The 18,271-nt window shown below is 72.0% G+C and carries 13 protein-coding genes and 1 tRNA gene; 3 read left to right on the top strand and 11 right to left on the bottom strand.

What is annotated here, in order from left to right:
• Positions 1-733: 733 nt before the first annotated feature.
• Complete coding sequence (locus AAW13_RS01405) at positions 734-2,671, bottom strand: amylo-alpha-1,6-glucosidase (RefSeq protein WP_046729876.1); 1,938 nt, start codon at positions 2,669-2,671, stop codon at positions 734-736.
• 64 nt (positions 2,672-2,735) lie between these two features.
• Positions 2,736-4,169, bottom strand: a complete 1,434-nt coding sequence (locus AAW13_RS01400) for an MGH1-like glycoside hydrolase domain-containing protein (RefSeq protein WP_046729877.1) — start codon at positions 4,167-4,169, stop codon at positions 2,736-2,738.
• 120 nt (positions 4,170-4,289) lie between these two features.
• Between AAW13_RS01400 and AAW13_RS01395 the strand changes: the two genes are divergently transcribed.
• Both AAW13_RS01395 and ppdK read left to right on the top strand, forming a co-directional pair.
• Entirely contained in the window at positions 4,290-5,510 is a 1,221-nt protein-coding gene (locus tag AAW13_RS01395; RefSeq protein ID WP_206306125.1) for an ROK family transcriptional regulator, read from the top strand.
• Positions 5,511-5,918: 408 nt separating this feature from the next.
• Positions 5,919-8,639: a pyruvate, phosphate dikinase gene (gene ppdK / locus AAW13_RS01390; protein ID WP_046729879.1), complete on the top strand. Its 2,721-nt coding sequence runs from the start codon at positions 5,919-5,921 to the stop codon at positions 8,637-8,639.
• A 159-nt stretch (positions 8,640-8,798) separates the two neighbouring features.
• Here the strand turns inward: ppdK and AAW13_RS01385 are convergent.
• Together AAW13_RS01385 and AAW13_RS01380 are read right to left on the bottom strand one after the other, a co-directional pair.
• A tRNA-Trp gene (locus AAW13_RS01385) sits at positions 8,799-8,873 on the bottom strand.
• A 75-nt stretch (positions 8,874-8,948) separates the two neighbouring features.
• Positions 8,949-9,665 (bottom strand): rhomboid family intramembrane serine protease, encoded by a 717-nt coding sequence (locus AAW13_RS01380; protein WP_046729880.1) that lies wholly within the window; start codon positions 9,663-9,665, stop codon positions 8,949-8,951.
• Between the two features lie 137 nt (positions 9,666-9,802).
• Here AAW13_RS01380 and AAW13_RS01375 point away from each other — a divergent pair, with 137 nt between their 5' ends.
• Positions 9,803-10,366, top strand: a complete 564-nt coding sequence (locus AAW13_RS01375) for a YciI family protein (RefSeq protein WP_046729881.1) — start codon at positions 9,803-9,805, stop codon at positions 10,364-10,366.
• A 90-nt stretch (positions 10,367-10,456) separates the two neighbouring features.
• Here the strand turns inward: AAW13_RS01375 and AAW13_RS01370 are convergent, their stop codons facing one another.
• The 7 genes from AAW13_RS01370 to AAW13_RS01340 form a co-directional block, all read right to left on the bottom strand.
• Positions 10,457-11,227, bottom strand: coding sequence for an SDR family NAD(P)-dependent oxidoreductase (locus AAW13_RS01370; protein ID WP_046729882.1), 771 nt, complete (start codon positions 11,225-11,227; stop codon positions 10,457-10,459).
• Between the two features lie 189 nt (positions 11,228-11,416).
• Positions 11,417-12,001 carry a TetR/AcrR family transcriptional regulator gene (locus AAW13_RS01365; protein ID WP_046729883.1) on the bottom strand — a complete coding sequence of 195 codons (585 nt, stop codon included), beginning with the start codon at positions 11,999-12,001 and terminating at the stop codon, positions 11,417-11,419.
• 169 nt (positions 12,002-12,170) lie between these two features.
• Positions 12,171-12,524, bottom strand: coding sequence for a nitrite reductase small subunit NirD (gene nirD / locus AAW13_RS01360; RefSeq protein ID WP_046729884.1), 354 nt, complete (start codon positions 12,522-12,524; stop codon positions 12,171-12,173).
• Entirely contained in the window at positions 12,521-15,127 is a 2,607-nt protein-coding gene (gene nirB, locus AAW13_RS01355) for a nitrite reductase large subunit NirB (RefSeq protein ID WP_046729885.1), read from the bottom strand. Before nirB ends, nirD begins: the two co-directional genes overlap by 4 nt.
• A gap of 681 nt (positions 15,128-15,808) precedes the next feature.
• On the bottom strand, positions 15,809-16,432 hold the full coding sequence (locus AAW13_RS01350) for a class F sortase (protein ID WP_046729886.1): 624 nt from the start codon (positions 16,430-16,432) through the stop codon (positions 15,809-15,811).
• 136 nt (positions 16,433-16,568) lie between these two features.
• On the bottom strand, positions 16,569-17,090 hold the full coding sequence (locus tag AAW13_RS01345; RefSeq protein ID WP_046729887.1) for a hypothetical protein: 522 nt from the start codon (positions 17,088-17,090) through the stop codon (positions 16,569-16,571).
• Between the two features lie 264 nt (positions 17,091-17,354).
• The gene (locus tag AAW13_RS01340) at positions 17,355-18,020 is read right to left on the bottom strand and encodes a YceI family protein (RefSeq protein ID WP_046729888.1); all 666 of its coding nucleotides are present in this window, start codon (positions 18,018-18,020) and stop codon (positions 17,355-17,357) included.
• Positions 18,021-18,271: the final 251 nt, after the last annotated feature.

Below are 18,271 nucleotides of genomic sequence, written 5' to 3'. Positions count from 1 at the left end.
GGAAACCACCCGAGCACCGCCGGGATGCCGCCCACGCCACCGCTGCCAGATCCGATCCCGCGGCCCCGGCCCCCCGGAGGCGGATCCGGGAGCGGCCTCCGAGCCGGATTCCTCCCGGCCCGCAGCAGCATCCTCGCCGACGGCCCCCACGCCGGGTGCGCCATCCGTGGCGGGGGACTTTTCGGTCTCTTCGCCCCGATCGGCTTCTTCGGTCTTGTCGGCCTCGTCGGTCTTGTCGGCCCCGGTGGAATCAGCGGGTCCGGGGGCGGACCCGGGTGCGGCGCCGGAGTCGGTGTCCTCCCGCTCCACCGCCGCGTCGGAGACGGCATCCGTGCCCGGGCTCTCTTCGGTATCCGTGCCCGGGGTCTCTTCGGCTTCCGTGCCCGGGCTCTCTTCGGTATCCGCGCCCGGGCTCTCTTCGGCTTCCGCGCCCGGGGTCTCTTCGGCTTCCGTGACCGCTATGGACTCCGGGGCCTCCACGGACTCCGAGGCCTTCTCGGCCCCGGTCGGCCTCTCCGCGATCTTCTCGGCCTCAGCCCCGGTCTCCCCGGTCGTGCTTGATGACTGGCGTGTGCTCGTGTGCTGAGGCAACCCGGAGGTCCTTCCGTGCGCGACCCGTGAGACGGAACCGGCGGGCCAACGCTGGGGAGGCCTGACCGCGCCGACTTTCCGTACGGCTCACCGAAGACCCCGGTTCAGGCCTTTCGGCAAACACCGGGCAAACACAACGCCCCTACGCGCCCCCCACCGCGGTCAGCAGCGCCAGCGGCGCCGCCGCCGACCGGGACTCCCGCACACACGCGTGGGGATAAGGCACCGGCTCCGGATGCGTCTCGCGACCGTACCCGGCCAGCACCTCCGGCAGCCGGTGCCCGCCGGCGGTCGCCGCGTCCACCAGCCCGTGCGCCACGGCCCGCGCCTCGTCGTGCAGCCCGTACCGCGCCAGCCCCAGCGCGATCAGCGCGTTGTCGTGCGGCCACACCGATCCCCGGTGGTACGACAGCGGGTGGTACGCCGTCTGCCCCGCGGCCAGCGTCCGCACCCCCCACCCCGAGAAGAAGTCCGGCTCCAGCAGCCGCCGCCCGACCTGCTCCCCGTACTCCTTGTCGAGCAGCCCGGACCACAGCAGGTGCCCCGCGTCCGAGGCGAGCGCGTCGACCTGCCGCCCCTCCCCGTCCAGGGCGAGGGCGGGAAACCCAACCTCCCGCATCCAGAAGTCCCGCTGGAACCGGTCCCGCAGATCAGCGGCCGCCTGTTCGAGGAGCGCCGCGTACGTCTCGTCGGCCCACGCCGTCCGCGCCACCCACGCCGTCCGCCGCAGCGCGTCGTACGCGTACCCCTGGGCTCCCGCCGCCATCACGGTCCCCACTGGCCGGCTGCCGTCGGCGGAGCAGATCGCGCCGGGGGAGTCCTTCCAGTTCTGGTTGGCGAGCCCGCCCTTGTCGGCGCGGTAGACGAGGTAGCCGCGCGAGGTCAGCCCGCCGTGGTCCAGCATCCATCCCACGGCCGCGCGCGCAGGGCGCTCCAGCCGCCGGGCCGTGGCCAGGTCCCCGGTCTGCTCCGCGTACGCGCCGAGCAGGATCAGGAAGAGCGGGGTCGCGTCGACGGACCCGTAGTAACGCCCGTACGGCACCTGCCCGAAGTGGGCGAGTTCCCCGTGCCGTACCTCGTGGACGATCTTCCCGGGCTGGGCCACGGAGTTCGCGCCGGCCTCGGTCGCCTGGGTGGCGGCCAGGGCGGGCAGGGTGGCCGCGGCCAGCTGGGGGCGGTAGGGCAGCGCGAAGAGGGAGGTGATGAGGGCGTCGCGGCCGAGCAGGGTGAGGAACCAGGGCGCCCCGGCCGCCGGGACCCTGAGCTCCTCGCCGTCCGGTCCGGTGGCCGGTACCTGGAGCGTGGCGAGGTCGGCGAGGCCCCGCGCACAGGCCGCCGCGAGCTCCGGCCACCCGGTCGGGAAAGCGACGCCTTCCACGAACTCGCCTTCTTCATTGACCAGTTGCTCGTGCAACGCGGCCGGGTCGCGGGGCACCCGCAGCGCCCGCCGGTCACCGTGCGGGCGCCCTATCACCCGTAGGACCAGCGCGGTCGTGCCGTGGGGCGCCAGCTCCAGCGTCCAGACCATGCGCCGCGCACCGGTCCCGGTCTCCTCCACACCGTCCGGCGCCGGGTCGGCGGTGATCGTCGTACAGGACCGCCACTCGCCCCGGCGGTAGCCGAACTCCAGCCCGTCGTCCAGGATCTGACGGGAGCGCACGGCACCGGACTTGGTGTAGGTGCGGTGGTCGGCGCGGAGTTCGAACTGGTCGGTGAAGTCGGCGTCGGCGGTGATCGCGAGCCGGATCGTGGTCGGCACCGGGCGGTTGCTGGTGACCCGTACGGACTCGACGAACGAGCCGTCCCCGACGGCCTGTTCACGGAAGAGCGTGTGCGCGGGCGGCTCCTGGCGGCCGCCGCGCGGGACCAGCACACAGTGCGTGCCGTCCCCGTCGGCGACCGGGCTGAGCACCTCGGGCAGCGCCCCGTCGACCGTCAGCTGCCAGCGGCTCAGGTGCCGGGCGTCCCGTACGAACAACCCGTCCGGGGAGCCGCCGCCCCGGACGCCGCTGATGTCGCCGCGGTCGTCCACGGCGGCGAACGTCTCGCCGTGCACGAGCAGATGATGCCGGTCCGTCATCCCCGGTCCCCTCCTTTGTCACCCAGGTCGAACGTGCCGCAGACCACGAGGACACGTCGTTTTGTCAGCCCTTGTCCATACTTTGACCGTGCCGCGTGTGCCGACTGCCGTGCTGTTCGGCGGCCCGTGCCTGCCGCCCGTGGTGCAGGTCGAGGGCGAGCGCCGCCGTCCAGCTGAAGCCGGCCGCACCGCACGCCTCACCCGTGTGCGGGTCGACGTACTCGGCGAACCCGCTCGCGGCGGCCGTCCGTACGACCGCCTCGGCGAGCGCGTCCGCCCGCGCCCGTTCGCCGTGCTCGCGCAGGCCGCGCTCCAGCAGCCAGCCGGTGTTGGACCAGGCGGGTCCGCGCCAGTAGCGGTGCGGGTCGAAGGCCTCGCCGAGCAGGTCGTAGCTGGGCACCAGCCTGCTGGCGGTGCCGAAGTGCGGGCCGGTCAGGGTCCGTACCAGCGCGGTGGCCGTCTCGCGCGGCAGCTCGGGCAGGAGCAGCGGGACCAGTCCGGAGACCGAGCGCTCGGGGATCAGCCCGCCGCCCCGCAGGTCCCGGCAGAGGAAGATCTCGCGTTCCGGGTCCCACAGCCGGTCCACCAGTGCCGCCGTCAGCCGCCCGGCCCGCGCGTGCCGTGCCGTCCCGGTCGCCCCCAGCTCCCGTGCGATCCGGGCGAGGGCGTGCTCGGAGGCGATGAGCAGCGCGTTGAACGCGGGGTCCTCGACGGCGAACTCCCGTGCGCGGTCCGCGTATCCGGCGTCCCGGTAATCGGTCGCCAGCCGCACGTACCGCCCGTAGTCCAGGTCCGTCGGCCGGTCCTCCGCCGCGCCGTGGTCGAGGTCGGCGCGGCGGAAGGAGCGGGCCGGCGCCGGGGTGACCCGGGCGAGGGGGGCGTCCCAGCAGGGGCTGTTGTCCATGCCCTGCTCCCAGGGGTGGACCACGCTGACCAGTCCGCCGCCGCCCAGGTCCCGCCGGTGCAGCAGATAGCGGTGCCAGGCGGCGAGCCGCGGGTAGACGCCGGCCAGGAAGGAGCGTGCCCGGGACAGGCCCGGGTCGGCGAGGTGCACCAGCCAGGTGGCCAGCGCGTGCACCGGTGGCTGCACGATCCCGGAGGTCTGTACGGTGCGCGGGGCGCCCGCGGCGCGTCCCGCGGTCGAGGAGCGCCAGAAGTCGGGGCTCGGGAAGTACGCGTCGAGGGGCACGGAGGGGTTGAACACGATGTGCGGGATCCGTCCGTCGCCCCACTGGGCGGCCAGCAGCGTCTCCAGCTCGGTCTGCGCGCGCAGCGGCGACAGGTGCCGGAGCCCGATCGCGACGAACGCCGAGTCCCACGACCACTGGTGCGGGTACAGCTGCCGGGAGGGGACGGTCGAGGTGCCGGTCCAGTTCCCGTCGAGCACCCGCGCGGCCGTGACGTGCACGGACGCCGGATCGTTCGGCACGGCGGGCGGTGGATCGTATGCAATCGCCCGATCGGGCGCGGAGGTGGTGAGCTGGGCAGTGCGATCCACTCGGGACTCCCCGAAGACGTCCGGCCGGCCGGGTTCGGCTGTGGCTACCGTAGGGTTACGTCTATTTAACACGCAAAACTCAATATGTAATGCAAGCTTGAGAAACACAAGGGGGTGCGCATGACCGGACGTCCGGGGAGAACGGGCAGGGGCGGCGGCCAGGCGAGCGCCGGGGAACTGCTCGAACTGGTGCGCAGCGGACGGGCGGTGACGCGGGGTGCGCTCCAGCAGGCGACCGGCCTCTCCCGCGCGACCGTCGGCCAGCGCCTGGACCGGCTGTTCCGTGCGGGCTGGCTGCGCGAGGGGGCCGGCGGCCCGGTCGACTCGCCGCTCGGCGGACGCCCCTCCATCACCCTCGAGTTCGACGACTCGCACGCGGTGGTGCTCGCCGCCGACCTGGAGACCCGGCACGCCCGGGCCGCCGTGCTGACGCTGAGCGGCGAGATCCTCGCCGAGCACTCCGGCACCCTGGTCATCCAGGACGGCCCGGAGGCCGTGCTCCCCGAACTCGGCCACTGGTTCGCCGAGCTGCTGACCAAGACCGGCCACCGCGCCACCGAGGTCTGCGGCATCGGCCTCGCGGTGCCGGGCCCCGTCGACACCGACTCCGGCCGGGTCGTGCAGCCCCCGATCATGCCCGGCTGGGACGGCTACGACATACGGGGTCGGCTGGCCAGGGCGTTCACGGAGCACACCGGCGCGCCCACGGTCCCGGTCCTGGTGGACAACGACGCGAACCTGATGGCTTACGGCGAGCAGCGCACCGGACACCCCGACTGCTCGGCGTTCGTCCTGGTGAAGGTCTCCACCGGTATCGGCGCCGGGGTCGTGGTGGACGGCGTGATCTACCGGGGCGTCGACGGCGGCGCCGGGGACATCGGCCACATCCGGGTGGGCGCCGAGGTGCGGTGCCGCTGCGGTTCGTACGGCTGCCTCGCCGCCGTCGCCAGCGGTGGCGCGGTGGCCCGGCGGCTGGCGGAGGCCGGAGTGCCGGCGGCCTCCGGCTCGGACGTGCGCGACCTGCTCGCCTCGGGCCACCCGGAGGCGGCGGCGCTGGCGCGGGAGGCCGGGCGCCGGGTGGGGGACGTGCTGGCGACCGTCGTCACCCTGCTCAACCCCGGCGTGCTGATGATCGCGGGGGACCTGGCGGGCACGCCGTTCCTCACCGGGGTGCGAGAGCTGCTGTACCAGCGGGCGCTGCCCCGCTCCACCGCCCACCTGGACGTCGTCACCTCGCGGCTGGCGGACCGGGCGGCGCTGGTGGGTGCCGGGCTGCTGGTCGTGGCGCAGCTGTACGCGCCGGAGCGGGTGGAGGAGCGGCTGCTCGCGCTGGGTGTGTGACCGGCGCGTTTCCGTTCCGTTCCGCTGTCCGCATGGTGAACCCGGGCGCTCTGTGGCAGCGTGATTCTCGCCACCCTTGATAAGGGTTGCGCTCAGATGAGCGGATCATGGGCGACTGCACTTCTCCAAGGGGTGGCACCGAGTGCCACCCCTTGATCGTTCATCGATCGAACTCAGACGTGCGGCACAGCCGCTCACATGAGCGAAATAGTGCGGCGCTGAGTGATGATGTGTTCAAGAACTGAAAACACAACCGGCCTACCGCTTGCCAAGCTTTGACTTTCGATCCACTGGCGGACGACCGGTTACGGGCGCATGACACGCAAGTAGACGTACCCAGACGCCTTCGATCTGGGTATGTTCCTGGCCGTCAGGGCAGCCACCGCGTCCTCGAGGGAGTCGAGACCCGTGTCGGAAAACAAAGAACCCCACGTAGCCAAGTTCGTCTACGACTTCACCGAGGGAAACAAGGACCTCAAGGACCTCCTGGGTGGCAAGGGCGCGAACCTCGCCGAGATGACGAACCTGGGACTCCCCGTTCCCCCCGGCTTCACCATCACGACGGAGGCCTGCAAGGTCTACCTGGACAGCGGCGAGGAGCCCGCGGCACTGCGTGACGAGGTGAGTGCGCACCTCGACGCCCTCGAAGGCCGGATGGGCAAGAAGCTCGGCCAGGCCGACGACCCGCTCCTGGTCTCGGTCCGCTCCGGCGCCAAGTTCTCCATGCCCGGCATGATGGACACGGTCCTGAACATCGGCCTCTCCGACAAGTCGGTCCAGGGCCTGGCCAAGCAGGCCGGCGACGACCGCTTCGCGTGGGACTCCTACCGCCGCCTCATCCAGATGTTCGGCAAGACGGTCCTCGGCGTCGACGGCGAGCTCTTCGAGGAGGCCCTGGACGCGGCGAAGGACGCCAAGAAGGTCACCGTCGACACGGACCTGGAGGCGGCCGACCTCAAGAAGCTCGTCACCAGGTTCAAGAAGATCGTCAAGGCCGAGGCCGGCCGGGACTTCCCGCAGGACCCGCGCGAGCAGATGGACCTCGCCATCAAGGCGGTCTTCGAGTCCTGGAACACCGACCGGGCCAAGCTCTACCGCCGTCAGGAGCGCATCCCCGGCGACCTCGGCACGGCCGTCAACGTCTGTTCGATGGTCTTCGGCAACCTGGGCCCCGACTCCGGCACCGGCGTCGCCTTCACCCGTGACCCCGCCTCGGGACATCAGGGCGTCTACGGCGACTACCTCCAGAACGCCCAGGGCGAGGACGTGGTCGCGGGCATCCGCAACACGGTCCCGCTCGCGGAGCTGGAGCAGATCGACAAGAAGTCCTACGACCAGCTGATGCAGATCATGGAGACGCTGGAGAACCACTACAAGGACCTCTGCGACATCGAGTTCACCATCGAGCGCGGTCAGCTGTGGATGCTCCAGACCCGGGTCGGCAAGCGCACCGCCGGCGCGGCCTTCCGGATCGCCACCCAGCTGGTCGACCAGGGCCTGATCGACGAGACCGAGGCCCTCCAGCGCGTCACCGGCGCCCAGCTCGCCCAGCTGATGTTCCCGCGCTTCGACGAGCAGGCGAAGGCCCAGCAGGTCGGCCGGGGCATCGCGGCCTCGCCGGGCGCGGCCGTGGGCAAGGCGGTCTTCGACTCGTACACCGCCGTGAAGTGGTCCCGCTCGGGCGAGAAGGTCATCCTGGTCCGCCGGGAGACCAACCCCGACGACCTCGACGGCATGATCGCCGCGGAGGGCATCCTCACCTCCCGCGGCGGCAAGACCTCCCACGCGGCCGTGGTCGCCCGCGGCATGGGCAAGACCTGTGTCTGCGGCGCCGAGGACCTGGAGGTCGACACCAAGCGCCGCCGCATGACCGTCCCCGGCGGCCACGTGGTCGAGGAGGGCGACGTCATCTCCATCGACGGCTCGTCCGGCAAGGTCTACCTGGGCGAGGTCCCGGTCGTCCCGTCCCCCGTCGTGGAGTACTTCGAAGGCCGGATGCACGCGGGCGCCCAGGACGCCGACGAACTCGTCGAGGCCGTCCACCGCATCATGGCCTTCGCCGACCGCAAGCGCCGGCTGCGGGTGCGCGCCAACGCCGACAACGCCGAGGACGCGCTGCGCGCCCGTCGCTTCGGCGCCCAGGGCATCGGCCTGTGCCGCACCGAGCACATGTTCCTCGGCGACCGCCGTGAACTGGTCGAACGCCTGATCCTGGCGGACACGCAGGAGGACCGCGAGGAGTCCCTGCGCGCCCTGCTCCCCCTCCAGAAGAAGGACTTCGTCGAACTCTTCTCGGCGATGGACGGCCTTCCGGTGACGGTCCGCCTGCTCGACCCCCCGCTGCACGAGTTCCTCCCGGACATCACGGAGCTCTCGGTCCGGGTGGCCCTCGCGGAGTCCCGCCAGGAACCCCACGAGAACGAACTGCGCCTGCTCCAGGCCGTCCACCGCCTGCACGAGCAGAACCCGATGCTGGGCCTGCGCGGCGTGCGCCTCGGCCTGGTCATCCCCGGCCTGTTCACGATGCAGGTCCGCGCGATCGCCGAGGCCGCCGCCGAGCGCAAGAACGCGAAGGGCGACCCGCGCGCCGAGATCATGATCCCGCTGGTCGGCACGGTCCAGGAGCTGGAGATCGTCCGCGAGGAGGCCGACCAGGTCATCGCGGAGGTCGAGGCGGCGACGGGCACCAGCCTCAAGCTCTCCATCGGCACGATGATCGAACTCCCGCGGGCGGCTCTGACGGCCGGCCAGATCGCCGAGGCCGCGCAGTTCTTCTCCTTCGGCACCAACGACCTGACCCAGACGGTCTGGGGCTTCAGCCGCGACGACGTCGAGGCTTCCTTCTTCACGGCCTACCTGGAGAAGGGCATCTTCGGGGTCTCCCCCTTCGAGACGATCGACCGGGACGGCGTCGGCTCCCTGGTCGCGGCGGCGGCGAAGGCGGGCCGCGCCACCCGCCCCGACCTGAAGCTCGGCGTCTGCGGCGAACACGGCGGCGACCCGGAGTCCGTCCACTTCTTCCACGAGGTGGGCCTCGACTACGTCTCCTGCTCCCCGTTCCGCATCCCGGTGGCCCGTCTGGAGGCGGGCCGGGCGGCGACGCAGTCGGCGGGCAGCGACCACCGCTGAGGCCCCACGGCCTCCTTCGAACCCCGGGTCCGTCGTCCGTCCCCGACCCTCAAGACCGATGGACGACGGCCCCGGCACGCAAGAAAGAGGCGGCACCCTGTGCGGGGGTGCCGCCTCTTCGTGTCTCGCCCGTGGGGGCTTTCGCGGAGCCGGGGCAGGCGGAGCCGGCCGGATTCGAACCGGCGTCCTCGCGATTTTGGAGACCGCGCGCGTCGACCTCTGCGCTACGGCTTCGCCCGGCGGGGATCCTAGTGCACCGCGTTTCGGGACAAGCCCGGTTTTCGTCGTCGTCTTCCGGGACCGGGCAGGTCAGAGCAGGCCGAGGTCGTCGAGTTCCTTGTAGAGGGCGGCTCGGGTGGGGTCGCCGGGAGCCTGGTGTGCGGCCGGGGCCGCGGCGGGGGCGGGGGCCGGGGCGCGGGTGTGCCGGTCGCGGAACAGCCAGGCGCCCAGGAGGCCGCCGAGGAGGCCTCCCAGGTGCCCGAGCCAGCTCACGCCCGGTGTGCCGGGGACGGCCACGGTGAGGAGGTAGGCGAAGGAGGCGCCCATGACCACGCCGATCAGCGTGTCGATCAGGTGCCGGTCGAAGAGGCCGCGGACGACGACGTAGCCGAAGTATCCGAAGATCAGGCCGCTGGCGCCGACCGTCGCCACGTCACCGCGTTCGAAGAACCAGACCACGGCGCCACTGCTCACGGCGATCAGCAGGGTCAGCCCGAGGAACCGCAGCACCCCCCGGTAGGCGGCGAGGAAACCGAAGACGAACAGCGGGCCGGAGTTGCTCTCGATGTGCGCCCAGCTCCAGTGCAGCAGCGGCGCCACCAGGATGTCCGGCAGCGTGCCGACGTCGCCCGAGACCACCGCGTAGTCACGGGAGAGGGCGTAGTGGTCGGCGAAGTTGGCCAGCTGCACCAGCCACACGACCGCGAGCAGCCCGAACATCACGAAGAACGCCTTCCGCGCCTCCGCGATCATCTGCTCGGGACTGTCCGGCACCGCCCGGATCCGGCCGCTCTCCGACGCGCTCATGGCAGGTCCCCCTCCGACGGACTCCACGTCCCCACCACGGCGCACTTTACGACAGCGGGCCGTCGCGGTGGCGCTGCGGCCGCAGCTCCGGAAAACCGCCTTGAGGCATGGCCCCGTCTGCGCCAGGGTCCGTGCGTATGGACTTCTTCTGTTACCACCGCGACCGGGCCGGCTCCCTGGCGCTGCGTGCCGGGCTGGCCGAGGAGCACTGGTCGTACATGGACCGGTACGCGGCCGAACTGATCGCCCGGGGGCCGACCTTCGGCGCCGACGGGGAGACACCCACCGGCAGTGTGCACATCGTCCGTCTGCCGGACCCGGCCGCCGCCCGCGCGTTCGCCTTCGACGAGCCCAACCACCAGGCCGGCGTGTACCGGGACGTGCTGCTGCGGCGGTGGCGCAACCTGCTGGGACGCACCATGTGGGAGTTCCCGGGCGGTCCGGCCGGCGGCGACCGGTATCTGGTGCTGGGGCTGGGCCCCGGGCGGGCCGCCGAGGAGGACCTCGGCCTGCCCGACCACGTCGACCGCGACGAACTGATCGCCTACGGGCCGCTGTCGTCCGACGACGGCGGCACCTGGCTGGGCACGGCCGCGCTCGTCCGGGCCCCGGACCCGGACCGGGCACGCGAGGTCCTGGGCCGGTCGGCCGAGTACGCGCACGTGGAGGTGCACGAGTGGGAGTTCGGCGGCCGACGGTGACGCGGTGACGCGGTGACAGTGGTTACGCGGTGACGGTGGTTATGCGGTGACGGTGGTTATGCGGTGACGGTGGTTATGCGGTGACCGTGGTTACAGCGCGGCGCCGCTGTCCACCACCAGGTCCGTTCCCACCATGGACGCGGCGTCGTCCGAGGCCAGGTACAGCACGGCCGCCGCGATCTCCGCCGTCGCCGAGACCCGGCCCAGCGGGAGGGTCGCCCGCGCCCGCTCCGCGCGGTCCGCGTCCGTCTCGCCCGCGCGCAGCGACATGGAGGTGGCCGTCGCACCGGGGCTGACGACGTTGATCCGGACCCCGTCCTGGATGTGGTCCAGGGCCGCGCCCCGGCTCAACGCGGTCACGGCCGCCTTGGTCGCCGCGTACGCGGCGGCCCCTGCGGACGTGGTGTGGACACCGAAGTTGGAGGAGACGGTGACGATCGCACCGCCCGCCGGCTGGGTCCGCATCCGGCGGATCTCCGCCTGCAACGCCAGGTGCACGCCCGTCACGTTGACCGCCAGCTGCTCGTGCCAGTCGGCCTCCGGGAGGTCGGCCAGCGGCACACCGCCCCGGAAGATCCCCGCGTTGTTCACGGCCACGTCCAGCGAGCCGAACCGGTCCACGGCCGCCGCCACCAGCGCCACGGCGTCGCCCGGCTGTGCGAGGTCGGCCGGGACCGCCGCCGCCTCGCCGCCCCGCTCCTCGATCAGTGCGGCGGTCTCCTTCAACGGCCCCTCCCGCCGGCCCGCCACGACCACGCGGGCGCCTTCGGCCGCGAACGCCAGGGCGGTGGCCCGGCCGATACCGGTGCCGGCGCCCGTGACCAGTGCCGTACGACCCGAGAAGCGGTTCCCCGTAGTCATGATCTCCCCTTTTCAGAATGATCGGTTCAGTATGAAGGCGGAAAGCGAGACAGAGAGTGAGGCGGAAAGCGAGACAGAGAGTGAGGCGGAAAGCGAGACAGAGAGTGAGGCGGAGAGAGGTGGGAAACTAGGCGGACAGCGAGGCGCAGAGAAACCCCCGGCGCCGTGGAGCGAGCGCGGGGGTGTTCGTCAGTCCAGCAGGCGCAGCACCTGCTCCGCCGCGTCCCGGACCCGGCCCGGGTCCGTCGATGCCTTGCCCACCACCCGCATGCCCTGGAGCAGGACCAGCAGGGTGCGGGCGAGGGCGAGGGGGTCGCGGTCGGCCGGGAGTTCGTGCTGGGCCTGGGCGCGGACGAGGGCCGTGTGCAGGACCGTCTCGACCCGGTCCCAGTCCTGCTCGACGCTGCGCGCCACCGCCGGGTCGTGCGGGGCCAGTTCGGCCGCCGTGTTGGTGACCAGGCAGCCCCGCAGCCGCAGTTCGTCGGCCGCGGACTCGTCGGCGTACCGCCGGACCAGCGCGCGCACGGCGGGCAGTGCCGGGCCCGGCAGGGACAGGCCGCGCAGCAGCGGCGGGAGGCGGTCCCGCTGGTAGCGGTCCAGCGCCTTCAGGTACAGGTCGCGCTTGCCGCCGAAGGTCGCGTAGAGGCTCGCCCGCCCGATGCCCAGGTGCTCGACCAGGTCGGCCACGGACGTCGCCTCGTAGCCGCGCCGCCAGAACAGCTCCAGGGCCGAAAGCAGCGCGGCGTCCGGGTCGAACTCCTTGGCCCTGGCCATGCGCCAGAGCCTAGGCTCAACGAGAACGAGCGGTCAAGAACGAGCGGTCAGGAAACAGCGGTCAGAAACCAGCGGTCAGGAAACAGAGGTCAGAAACCAGCGGTCAGGAACAGCGGTCGGGAACGACGGTGCGGTGACGGTCGGTCGACATGTCCGCCCGGCCGTGTGCTCACACGGCGGTCCGCACCCCGTACGCCGTCACCCGTACCGTCTCGTCGTCCAGGCACTCGCCGGTCGCCAGGTCGAAGCGCTGCTTCAGCAGGGGTGAGGCGACGAACGGACGGCCCTGGTGGGTGCCGGTCAGGCCGCGGGAGAGGACCGCCGCGCCGCCGAAGGGGTCGCGGTTGTCGATGGCGTAGAGGCGGTCCGTGCGGTCGCGGAAGACGGCGACCTGGCGGCCGTCCGGCAGCAGCGCGGCCACACCGCGGCCGGGGGTCAGCAGGCTCAGGTCGCAGACCGTGAACCAGGTGTCCGCCAGCTGGAGCTGGACCTTCAGGTCGGTGGTCTCGGGGGCCAGGGTCATCGCTGGGCGCTTCCTTCCAGTACGTCAGTGGCGGGGCGCATGCCGATGGACAGCAACGGCAGGTCGGGCTTCATCTGGTCGCGCTCGGGCACGAAGCCGACGACCGGGTCGGGGGTGTCGGGGGCGTTCACGAACGACACGAACCGGGCGAGCTTCTCGGGGTTGTCGATGGTCGACGCCCACTCGTCGGCGTAGTTGGCGACATGCGCCGCCATCAGGGACTCCAGCTCCTCGCAGATGCCGAGGGAGTCCTCGACCACGACGTCACGGACGTGGTCGAGGCCGCCGGGGATCCGCTCCAGCCACGTCGAGGTGCGCTCCAGGCGGTCCGCGGTGCGGATGTAGAACATCAGGAACCGGTCGATCAGACGGACCAGTTCGGCGTCGGAGAGGTCCTGGGCGAGCAGGTCCGCGTGGCGCGGGGTGGCCCCGCCGTTGCCGCCGACGTACAGGTTCCAGCCGCCCGCGGTGGCGATCACGCCGAAGTCCTTCGACTGGGCCTCCGCGCACTCGCGGGCGCAGCCGGAGACCGCCGACTTGAGCTTGTGCGGCGACCTGAGGCCCCGGTAGCGCAGCTCCAGGTCGATCGCCATCCGGACCGAGTCCTGGACGCCGTACCGGCACCAGGTCGAGCCCACACAGGACTTGACGGTCCGCAGGGCCTTTCCGTACGCGTGCCCCGACTCGAAACCGGCGTCCACCAACCGCATCCAGATCAGAGGCAGTTGCTCGACCCGTGCGCCGAACATGTCGATCCGCTGACCACCCGTGATCTTCGTGTAGAGACCGAAGTCGCGGGCGATCTCGCCGATCGTGATCAGGCCCTCGGGGGTGATCTCGCCGCCGGGGATGCGCGGTACGACCGAGTACGAGCCGTTCTTCTGGAGGTTGGCGAGGAAGTGGTCGTTGCTGTCCTGGAGGGCGGCCTGCTCGCCGTCCAGGACGTAGCCGCTGGCGCCGATCGTCGGGGCGAGGGACGCGATGATCGAGCCGACAGCCGGCTTGCAGACCTCGCAGCCGTCACCGCCCCGGGCGCCCTCCCGGCCGTAACGGTCGAGGAGCTCCTGGTACGTGTTGACGCGCAGCGCGAGGACGATCTCGTACAGCTCCTCACGGGTCTGCGCGAAGCAGCCGCACAGGCCCTTGTCCACCTCGACGCCGGACGCCTCCAGCTCGGCCGTGACCAGCTGCCCGAGGACCTTGACGCAACTGCCGCACGTCGTGCCGGCCTTGGTGCACTTCTTCACCTCGGGCACGGTGGTGCAGCGGTGCTCGGTGACGGCCTCGCGGATGGTGCCCTTGCGGACGTTGTTGCAGGAGCAGATGATCGCCTCGTCCGGCAGCGCGGCCGGGCCGAGCTGGACGGCCTCCCCGGCGCCGGCCGGCAGCACCAGCGACTCGGGCGCGACCGGCGGCACCGAACCGGTGAACGCCTTCAGCGTGCCGTACGCCTCCGCGTCGCCGACCAGGATGCCGCCGAGCAGCGTGCCGTCCCGGCCGACGACCAGCTTCTTGTACAGGCCCGAGCGGGCGTCGGAGTAGACGACGTCCAGGCAGTCGTCGCTCGTGCCGTGCGCGTCGCCGAAGGAGGCCACGTCCACGCCGAGCAGCTTCAGCTTGGTCGACAGGTCGGCGCCGGTGAAGGCGGCCTCGTCGGAGGCGATTGTCGCCGCGGCCGTCTCGGCCTGCTCGTAACCCGGCGCGACCAGGCCGTACACCCGGCCGTCCGCCGCCAGCGCGCACTCGCCGATCGCGAACACGTGCGGGTCGCTCACCGTGCGGCACTGCTCGTCCACGGTGATGCCACCGCGTTCGCCGACCGACAGCCCGCAGTCCCGCGCGAGTTGGTCGCGCGGCCGGACCCCGGCGCTGAACACCACCAGGTCGGTGGCGAGTTCGGAGCCGTCGGACAGCTTCATGCCGGTCACGGCACCCGCGTCGTCGACCACGATCTCCTGCGTGCCCACGCCCGTGTGGACGGTCAGGCCCATCTCCTCGATGGTGCGCAGCAGCGCCGCGCCACCGCCCTCGTCGACCTGGACGGGCATCAGCCGGGGCGCGAACTCCACGATGTGGGAAGTGAGTCCGAGGCCCTTCAGCGCGCCGGCGGCCTCCAGGCCGAGCAGGCCGCCGCCGACCACGGCACCTGTCGAGGCGTTCTTCGCGTACTCCTCGATGGCGAGCAGGTCCTCGATCGTGCGGTACACGAAGCAGCCGGCCGCCTCCTTGTGCGGGACCGGCGGCACGAACGGGAACGAGCCGGTGGCCAGGACCAGCGTGTCGTACGCGAACACCGCGCCGGACCCGGCCGTCACCGTGCGGGCCTCCCGGTCGACGGCCACCGCGGGGTCGCCGACGTACAGCTCGATGCCGTGGTCTTCGACGAACCGCATGTCGGTCAGGGAGAGTTCGTCGGGGCTGGTGCCGGAGAAGTACGAGGTGAGGGCGACGCGGTCGTACGCGGGACGCGGCTCCTCGCAGAGCACGACCACACGGTGGGTGGCGGTCAGGCCGCGCCCGGCGAGCGCTTCGAGGAAGCGCTGGCCGACCATGCCGTGGCCGACGAGCACGATCGTGGGGGTGGCCCCGGGGGTGGTGGTCATCAGGAGCCTCCATCGTGGGTGAGCGGGTGGCGTCGCCGGGGCACGGGTGCGGGTGCGGGCACGCCGGATGGCACGGACACGGGCGCGGACACGGGCGCAGGGACGGGCGCAGGTACGGGCACGAACGCAGTTGCGCGCCCGAGCACGGGCACGAACGCAGTTAGGCGCCCGAGCACGGGCACGAACGCAGGTACGCGCCCGAGCACGGGCACGAACGCAGTTAGGCGCCCGAGCACGGGCACGGAAGCAGTTGCGCGCCCGAGCACGGCTGCGGGCACCCGCGCAGGCGCGGGGGAGCCGGGCAGCACGGGCGCCGCGGCCGCCGCCGTCGTCCTCGGCCGCGCGCGTGACCCCTGTCGTGCGGGTCTGCCGGGTTCCCCGAGGCGCCGGGCGGGGTGGCCGCCCGCGGATCCGGAGCCGGTCACCGCCACTCGCGTGTTCGAGGTCATGTCCAGGAGCGTGCGCGGCGGACGTTACCCGACCGCATCACCCCTGTTTCCCGCGAGGAACGCTGCCCTCTTCGGAGGCGGGGGACGGGTGTGAGGGGTCCCGGGGCGCGGCGACAGGGCCTGTGAGGTGGGCGAAACGCGGGCCCGCCGCCGCACCGCGACACCGGCCGGCGAGGGGGTCGCACCGGCCGGAGCGGTTGTGTACGTCTGCGGTCCGCTCCGCGGCGGCCGGTCAGCGGCTTCCGGTGAGGTGGGCGAAGACCACGACGTTCCCCTGGTAGCCGGTCGTGCGCGAGTAGCCGCCGCCGCAGGTGATAACCCGCAGTTCGGGCCGTTCCGCGGCGCCGTACACCTTCTCGTCGGGGAAGTTCCGGGCCTGGTAGACCTCGACCGCGTCCACCGTGAAGACGGCGACGGACCGGTCCCGCCGGTCCACCTCGATGGTCGCGCCGCGCTTGAGTGCGCCGAGGTCGTAGAAGACGGCGGGCCCCTCGGTGTTGTCGACGTGCCCGGCGACGATCGCGGTGCCCCGTTCGCCGGGCGTGGTGCCGGCCTCGTACCAGCCGGCGAGGTTCTTCTCGCCGGCGGGCGGCACGTCGAGGCTGCCGGCGGCGGTCAGGGCGAGGCCCATGAGGGGGGCGTTCACACGGATGGCGGGGATACGGATCCGGGTGGGCGGGGACGCGGACAGCGCGGGCGCCTCCAGGCGCTCCTCGCCGGGGTCGGGGCGGCCCTCGGCGGCGGCCGGCTGGGGCGGGGCGTCGTGCGGTCCGGAACCGGGACCGAGCAGGTAGACGCCCGAGCCGAGGGCCACGACGGTGACCGCGGCTATCGCGGTGTCCCCGATCCTGCGCATGCGAATCCCTCTTCCGAAGGCGGCTTCCGAAGGCGACCGAGCATGTGACCCCCTACCCCCTCCGGGCCGCGAGGGGCGTCGGACCCGGAGGGGGTGGGATGTGCGGTACCGGCGGACGGACAGCGGAGGGTGTCCGTCAGAACGCATCGCCTCTCGCCCGGCGATGCAGGAGCCAGGTACCGCCCGCGGCGGCGACGGCCAGAGCCGCCACGCCCGCCGCGGTCTGCACGGGGTCGGTGCCAAGGGCACCACCGACCCCCGTCTTCACACTGCCGTGGGGCTGTAGCTGCCCCGCGGCCGGCGTCAGCGCCACCGTCAGGTCACCGGTGACCTGACGGGTCCCGTCGGCGCATTTCGCGACGATCTCGTACGTCCCCGGCTGTGCGCTCGGGGGTACCCGGAACTCCCCGATCGCCTCGCCCTCGTGCGTACTGGGCGCGAGCGTGAACGTACCGGCGCCGACCGAGCTGGCGTCCCCGACGGCCGAGCCCTTCTCCCCGCACGCCGACGTGTTCACCGTGACCTGGGCGCCGGGCGCCGCGGTCGACGGGTACACGTCCAGGCTGCCGGAACTGCCGCCGTACGCCGGTGCGCCGGCGGCACCGGCCGCAGCCACCGCGAGCGCGGCCCCGGTCAGCAGACGGACGGTGCGTCGCATGGTGCTCCCTCGCTCCCTCGTCGGGCTCGTCCACTCCCTTGCTCTTCCGAGGTAAAGGCAGGCGGGCCGGACCCGCTCCCCGAGATTCCGTCAGCTGTGGGATGAACGGGTGTCACACAGGGGGTCCGCGCGGGGTGTTGTGTGCGCGTTCTGGCAGGTCAGGAGGGCTATGAAGGGAAGGCGGAGGGAAATGTATGAAAAGCACACGGACGGCGGGTGCCGGTGGGAGTGAACGGGTGACCCGCCGGAGCCGCCGTTCCGTGACTAGACCGCGCCCTCCGGCGTCATCCGGATCGCCGCGATGTCGAACTGAAGGCGTACGGTCTCGCTCACCATCGCACCGCCCTCCGCCAGCCGGGAGTTGTACGACAGACCCCAGTCCATGCGGTTGATGGTGGTCGTGCCGTCGAAGCCGACGCGCTGGTAGCCGAAGGGGTCGGTGACGTTGCCGATGTAGGTGAGTTCCAGGTCGACCGGGCGGGTGGTGTCCTTGATGGTGAGGTCGCCGGTCATGACGTAGACGTCGGGGGACTTGAGGCGTACCGCCGTGCTCCGGAAGCGCATGTGCGGGTGCCTGGCGGAATCCAGGAAGTCGCGGCCCGTCAGGTGGGCGTCCCGCTGCTCCACGCCGGTGTCGACGCTGCCCGTGGCCAGGATGATCTCGGCCTGGGAGCGGGACGGGTCACGGCCGTCGAAGTAGAGCCGGCTCTTGTACTCGGCGAAGGAGCCGCGCACGGTCGTCACCATCGCGTGCCGGACCGAGAAACCGATTCTGCTGTGGGCCGGGTCGATGGTCCACTCGCCGGTGAGGGCGGCGAGCGCGGGGTCCAGCAGAAGGGGCGCGGAGACGTGGGGGGAGGATCCCTGGGCCGGGCGGGACGGGGCCGTGGGGGTGCGCCGGGCGGTGTGGGGGCGGCTGAACAGGTTCATGTCTCATCTAGTTAGTGCACGAGGGAAATTGCCGCAAGGGCTTGTCAGGACAACGGAGTTGTGGAATTCGGCGGACCGTCACGGAATTCACACATCTCCGTCATGGAATCCGTCCGGAGAGTTGGATGAATGCCCCGGCTGTTCCTTGAATTCCTGGTATTCACCTTGTTCTCGTTTGTCCGGAACGCGTTGCGGCTGCCCCGGCCGGTGAACGCGCCGGGACAGCCGCCGTCAGGTGCGTGGCGGACCGC

It is taken from the genome of Streptomyces humi, assembly GCF_001005085.2.
Taxonomy (GTDB): domain Bacteria; phylum Actinomycetota; class Actinomycetes; order Streptomycetales; family Streptomycetaceae; genus Streptomyces; species Streptomyces humi.
The sequence above is the reverse complement of the archived record's forward strand: the minus strand, read 5'-3'. Positions and strand labels throughout refer to the sequence as shown.

Coding starts and splice junctions, on each gene's coding strand:
- AAW13_RS01405 (WP_046729876.1), bottom strand. CDS start 2,671: ATGACGGACCGGCATCATCTGCTCGTGCACGGCGAGACGTTCGCCGCC.
- AAW13_RS01395 (WP_206306125.1), top strand. CDS start 4,290: ATGACCGGACGTCCGGGGAGAACGGGCAGGGGCGGCGGCCAGGCGAGC.
- AAW13_RS01380 (WP_046729880.1), bottom strand. CDS start 9,665: ATGAGCGCGTCGGAGAGCGGCCGGATCCGGGCGGTGCCGGACAGTCCC.
- AAW13_RS01375 (WP_046729881.1), top strand. CDS start 9,803: ATGGACTTCTTCTGTTACCACCGCGACCGGGCCGGCTCCCTGGCGCTG.
- AAW13_RS01370 (WP_046729882.1), bottom strand. CDS start 11,227: ATGACTACGGGGAACCGCTTCTCGGGTCGTACGGCACTGGTCACGGGC.
- AAW13_RS01365 (WP_046729883.1), bottom strand. CDS start 12,001: ATGGCCAGGGCCAAGGAGTTCGACCCGGACGCCGCGCTGCTTTCGGCC.
- nirD (WP_046729884.1), bottom strand. CDS start 12,524: ATGACCCTGGCCCCCGAGACCACCGACCTGAAGGTCCAGCTCCAGCTG.
- nirB (WP_046729885.1), bottom strand. CDS start 15,127: ATGACCACCACCCCCGGGGCCACCCCCACGATCGTGCTCGTCGGCCAC.
- AAW13_RS01350 (WP_046729886.1), bottom strand. CDS start 16,432: ATGCGCAGGATCGGGGACACCGCGATAGCCGCGGTCACCGTCGTGGCC.
- AAW13_RS01345 (WP_046729887.1), bottom strand. CDS start 17,090: ATGCGACGCACCGTCCGTCTGCTGACCGGGGCCGCGCTCGCGGTGGCT.
- AAW13_RS01340 (WP_046729888.1), bottom strand. CDS start 18,020: ATGAACCTGTTCAGCCGCCCCCACACCGCCCGGCGCACCCCCACGGCC.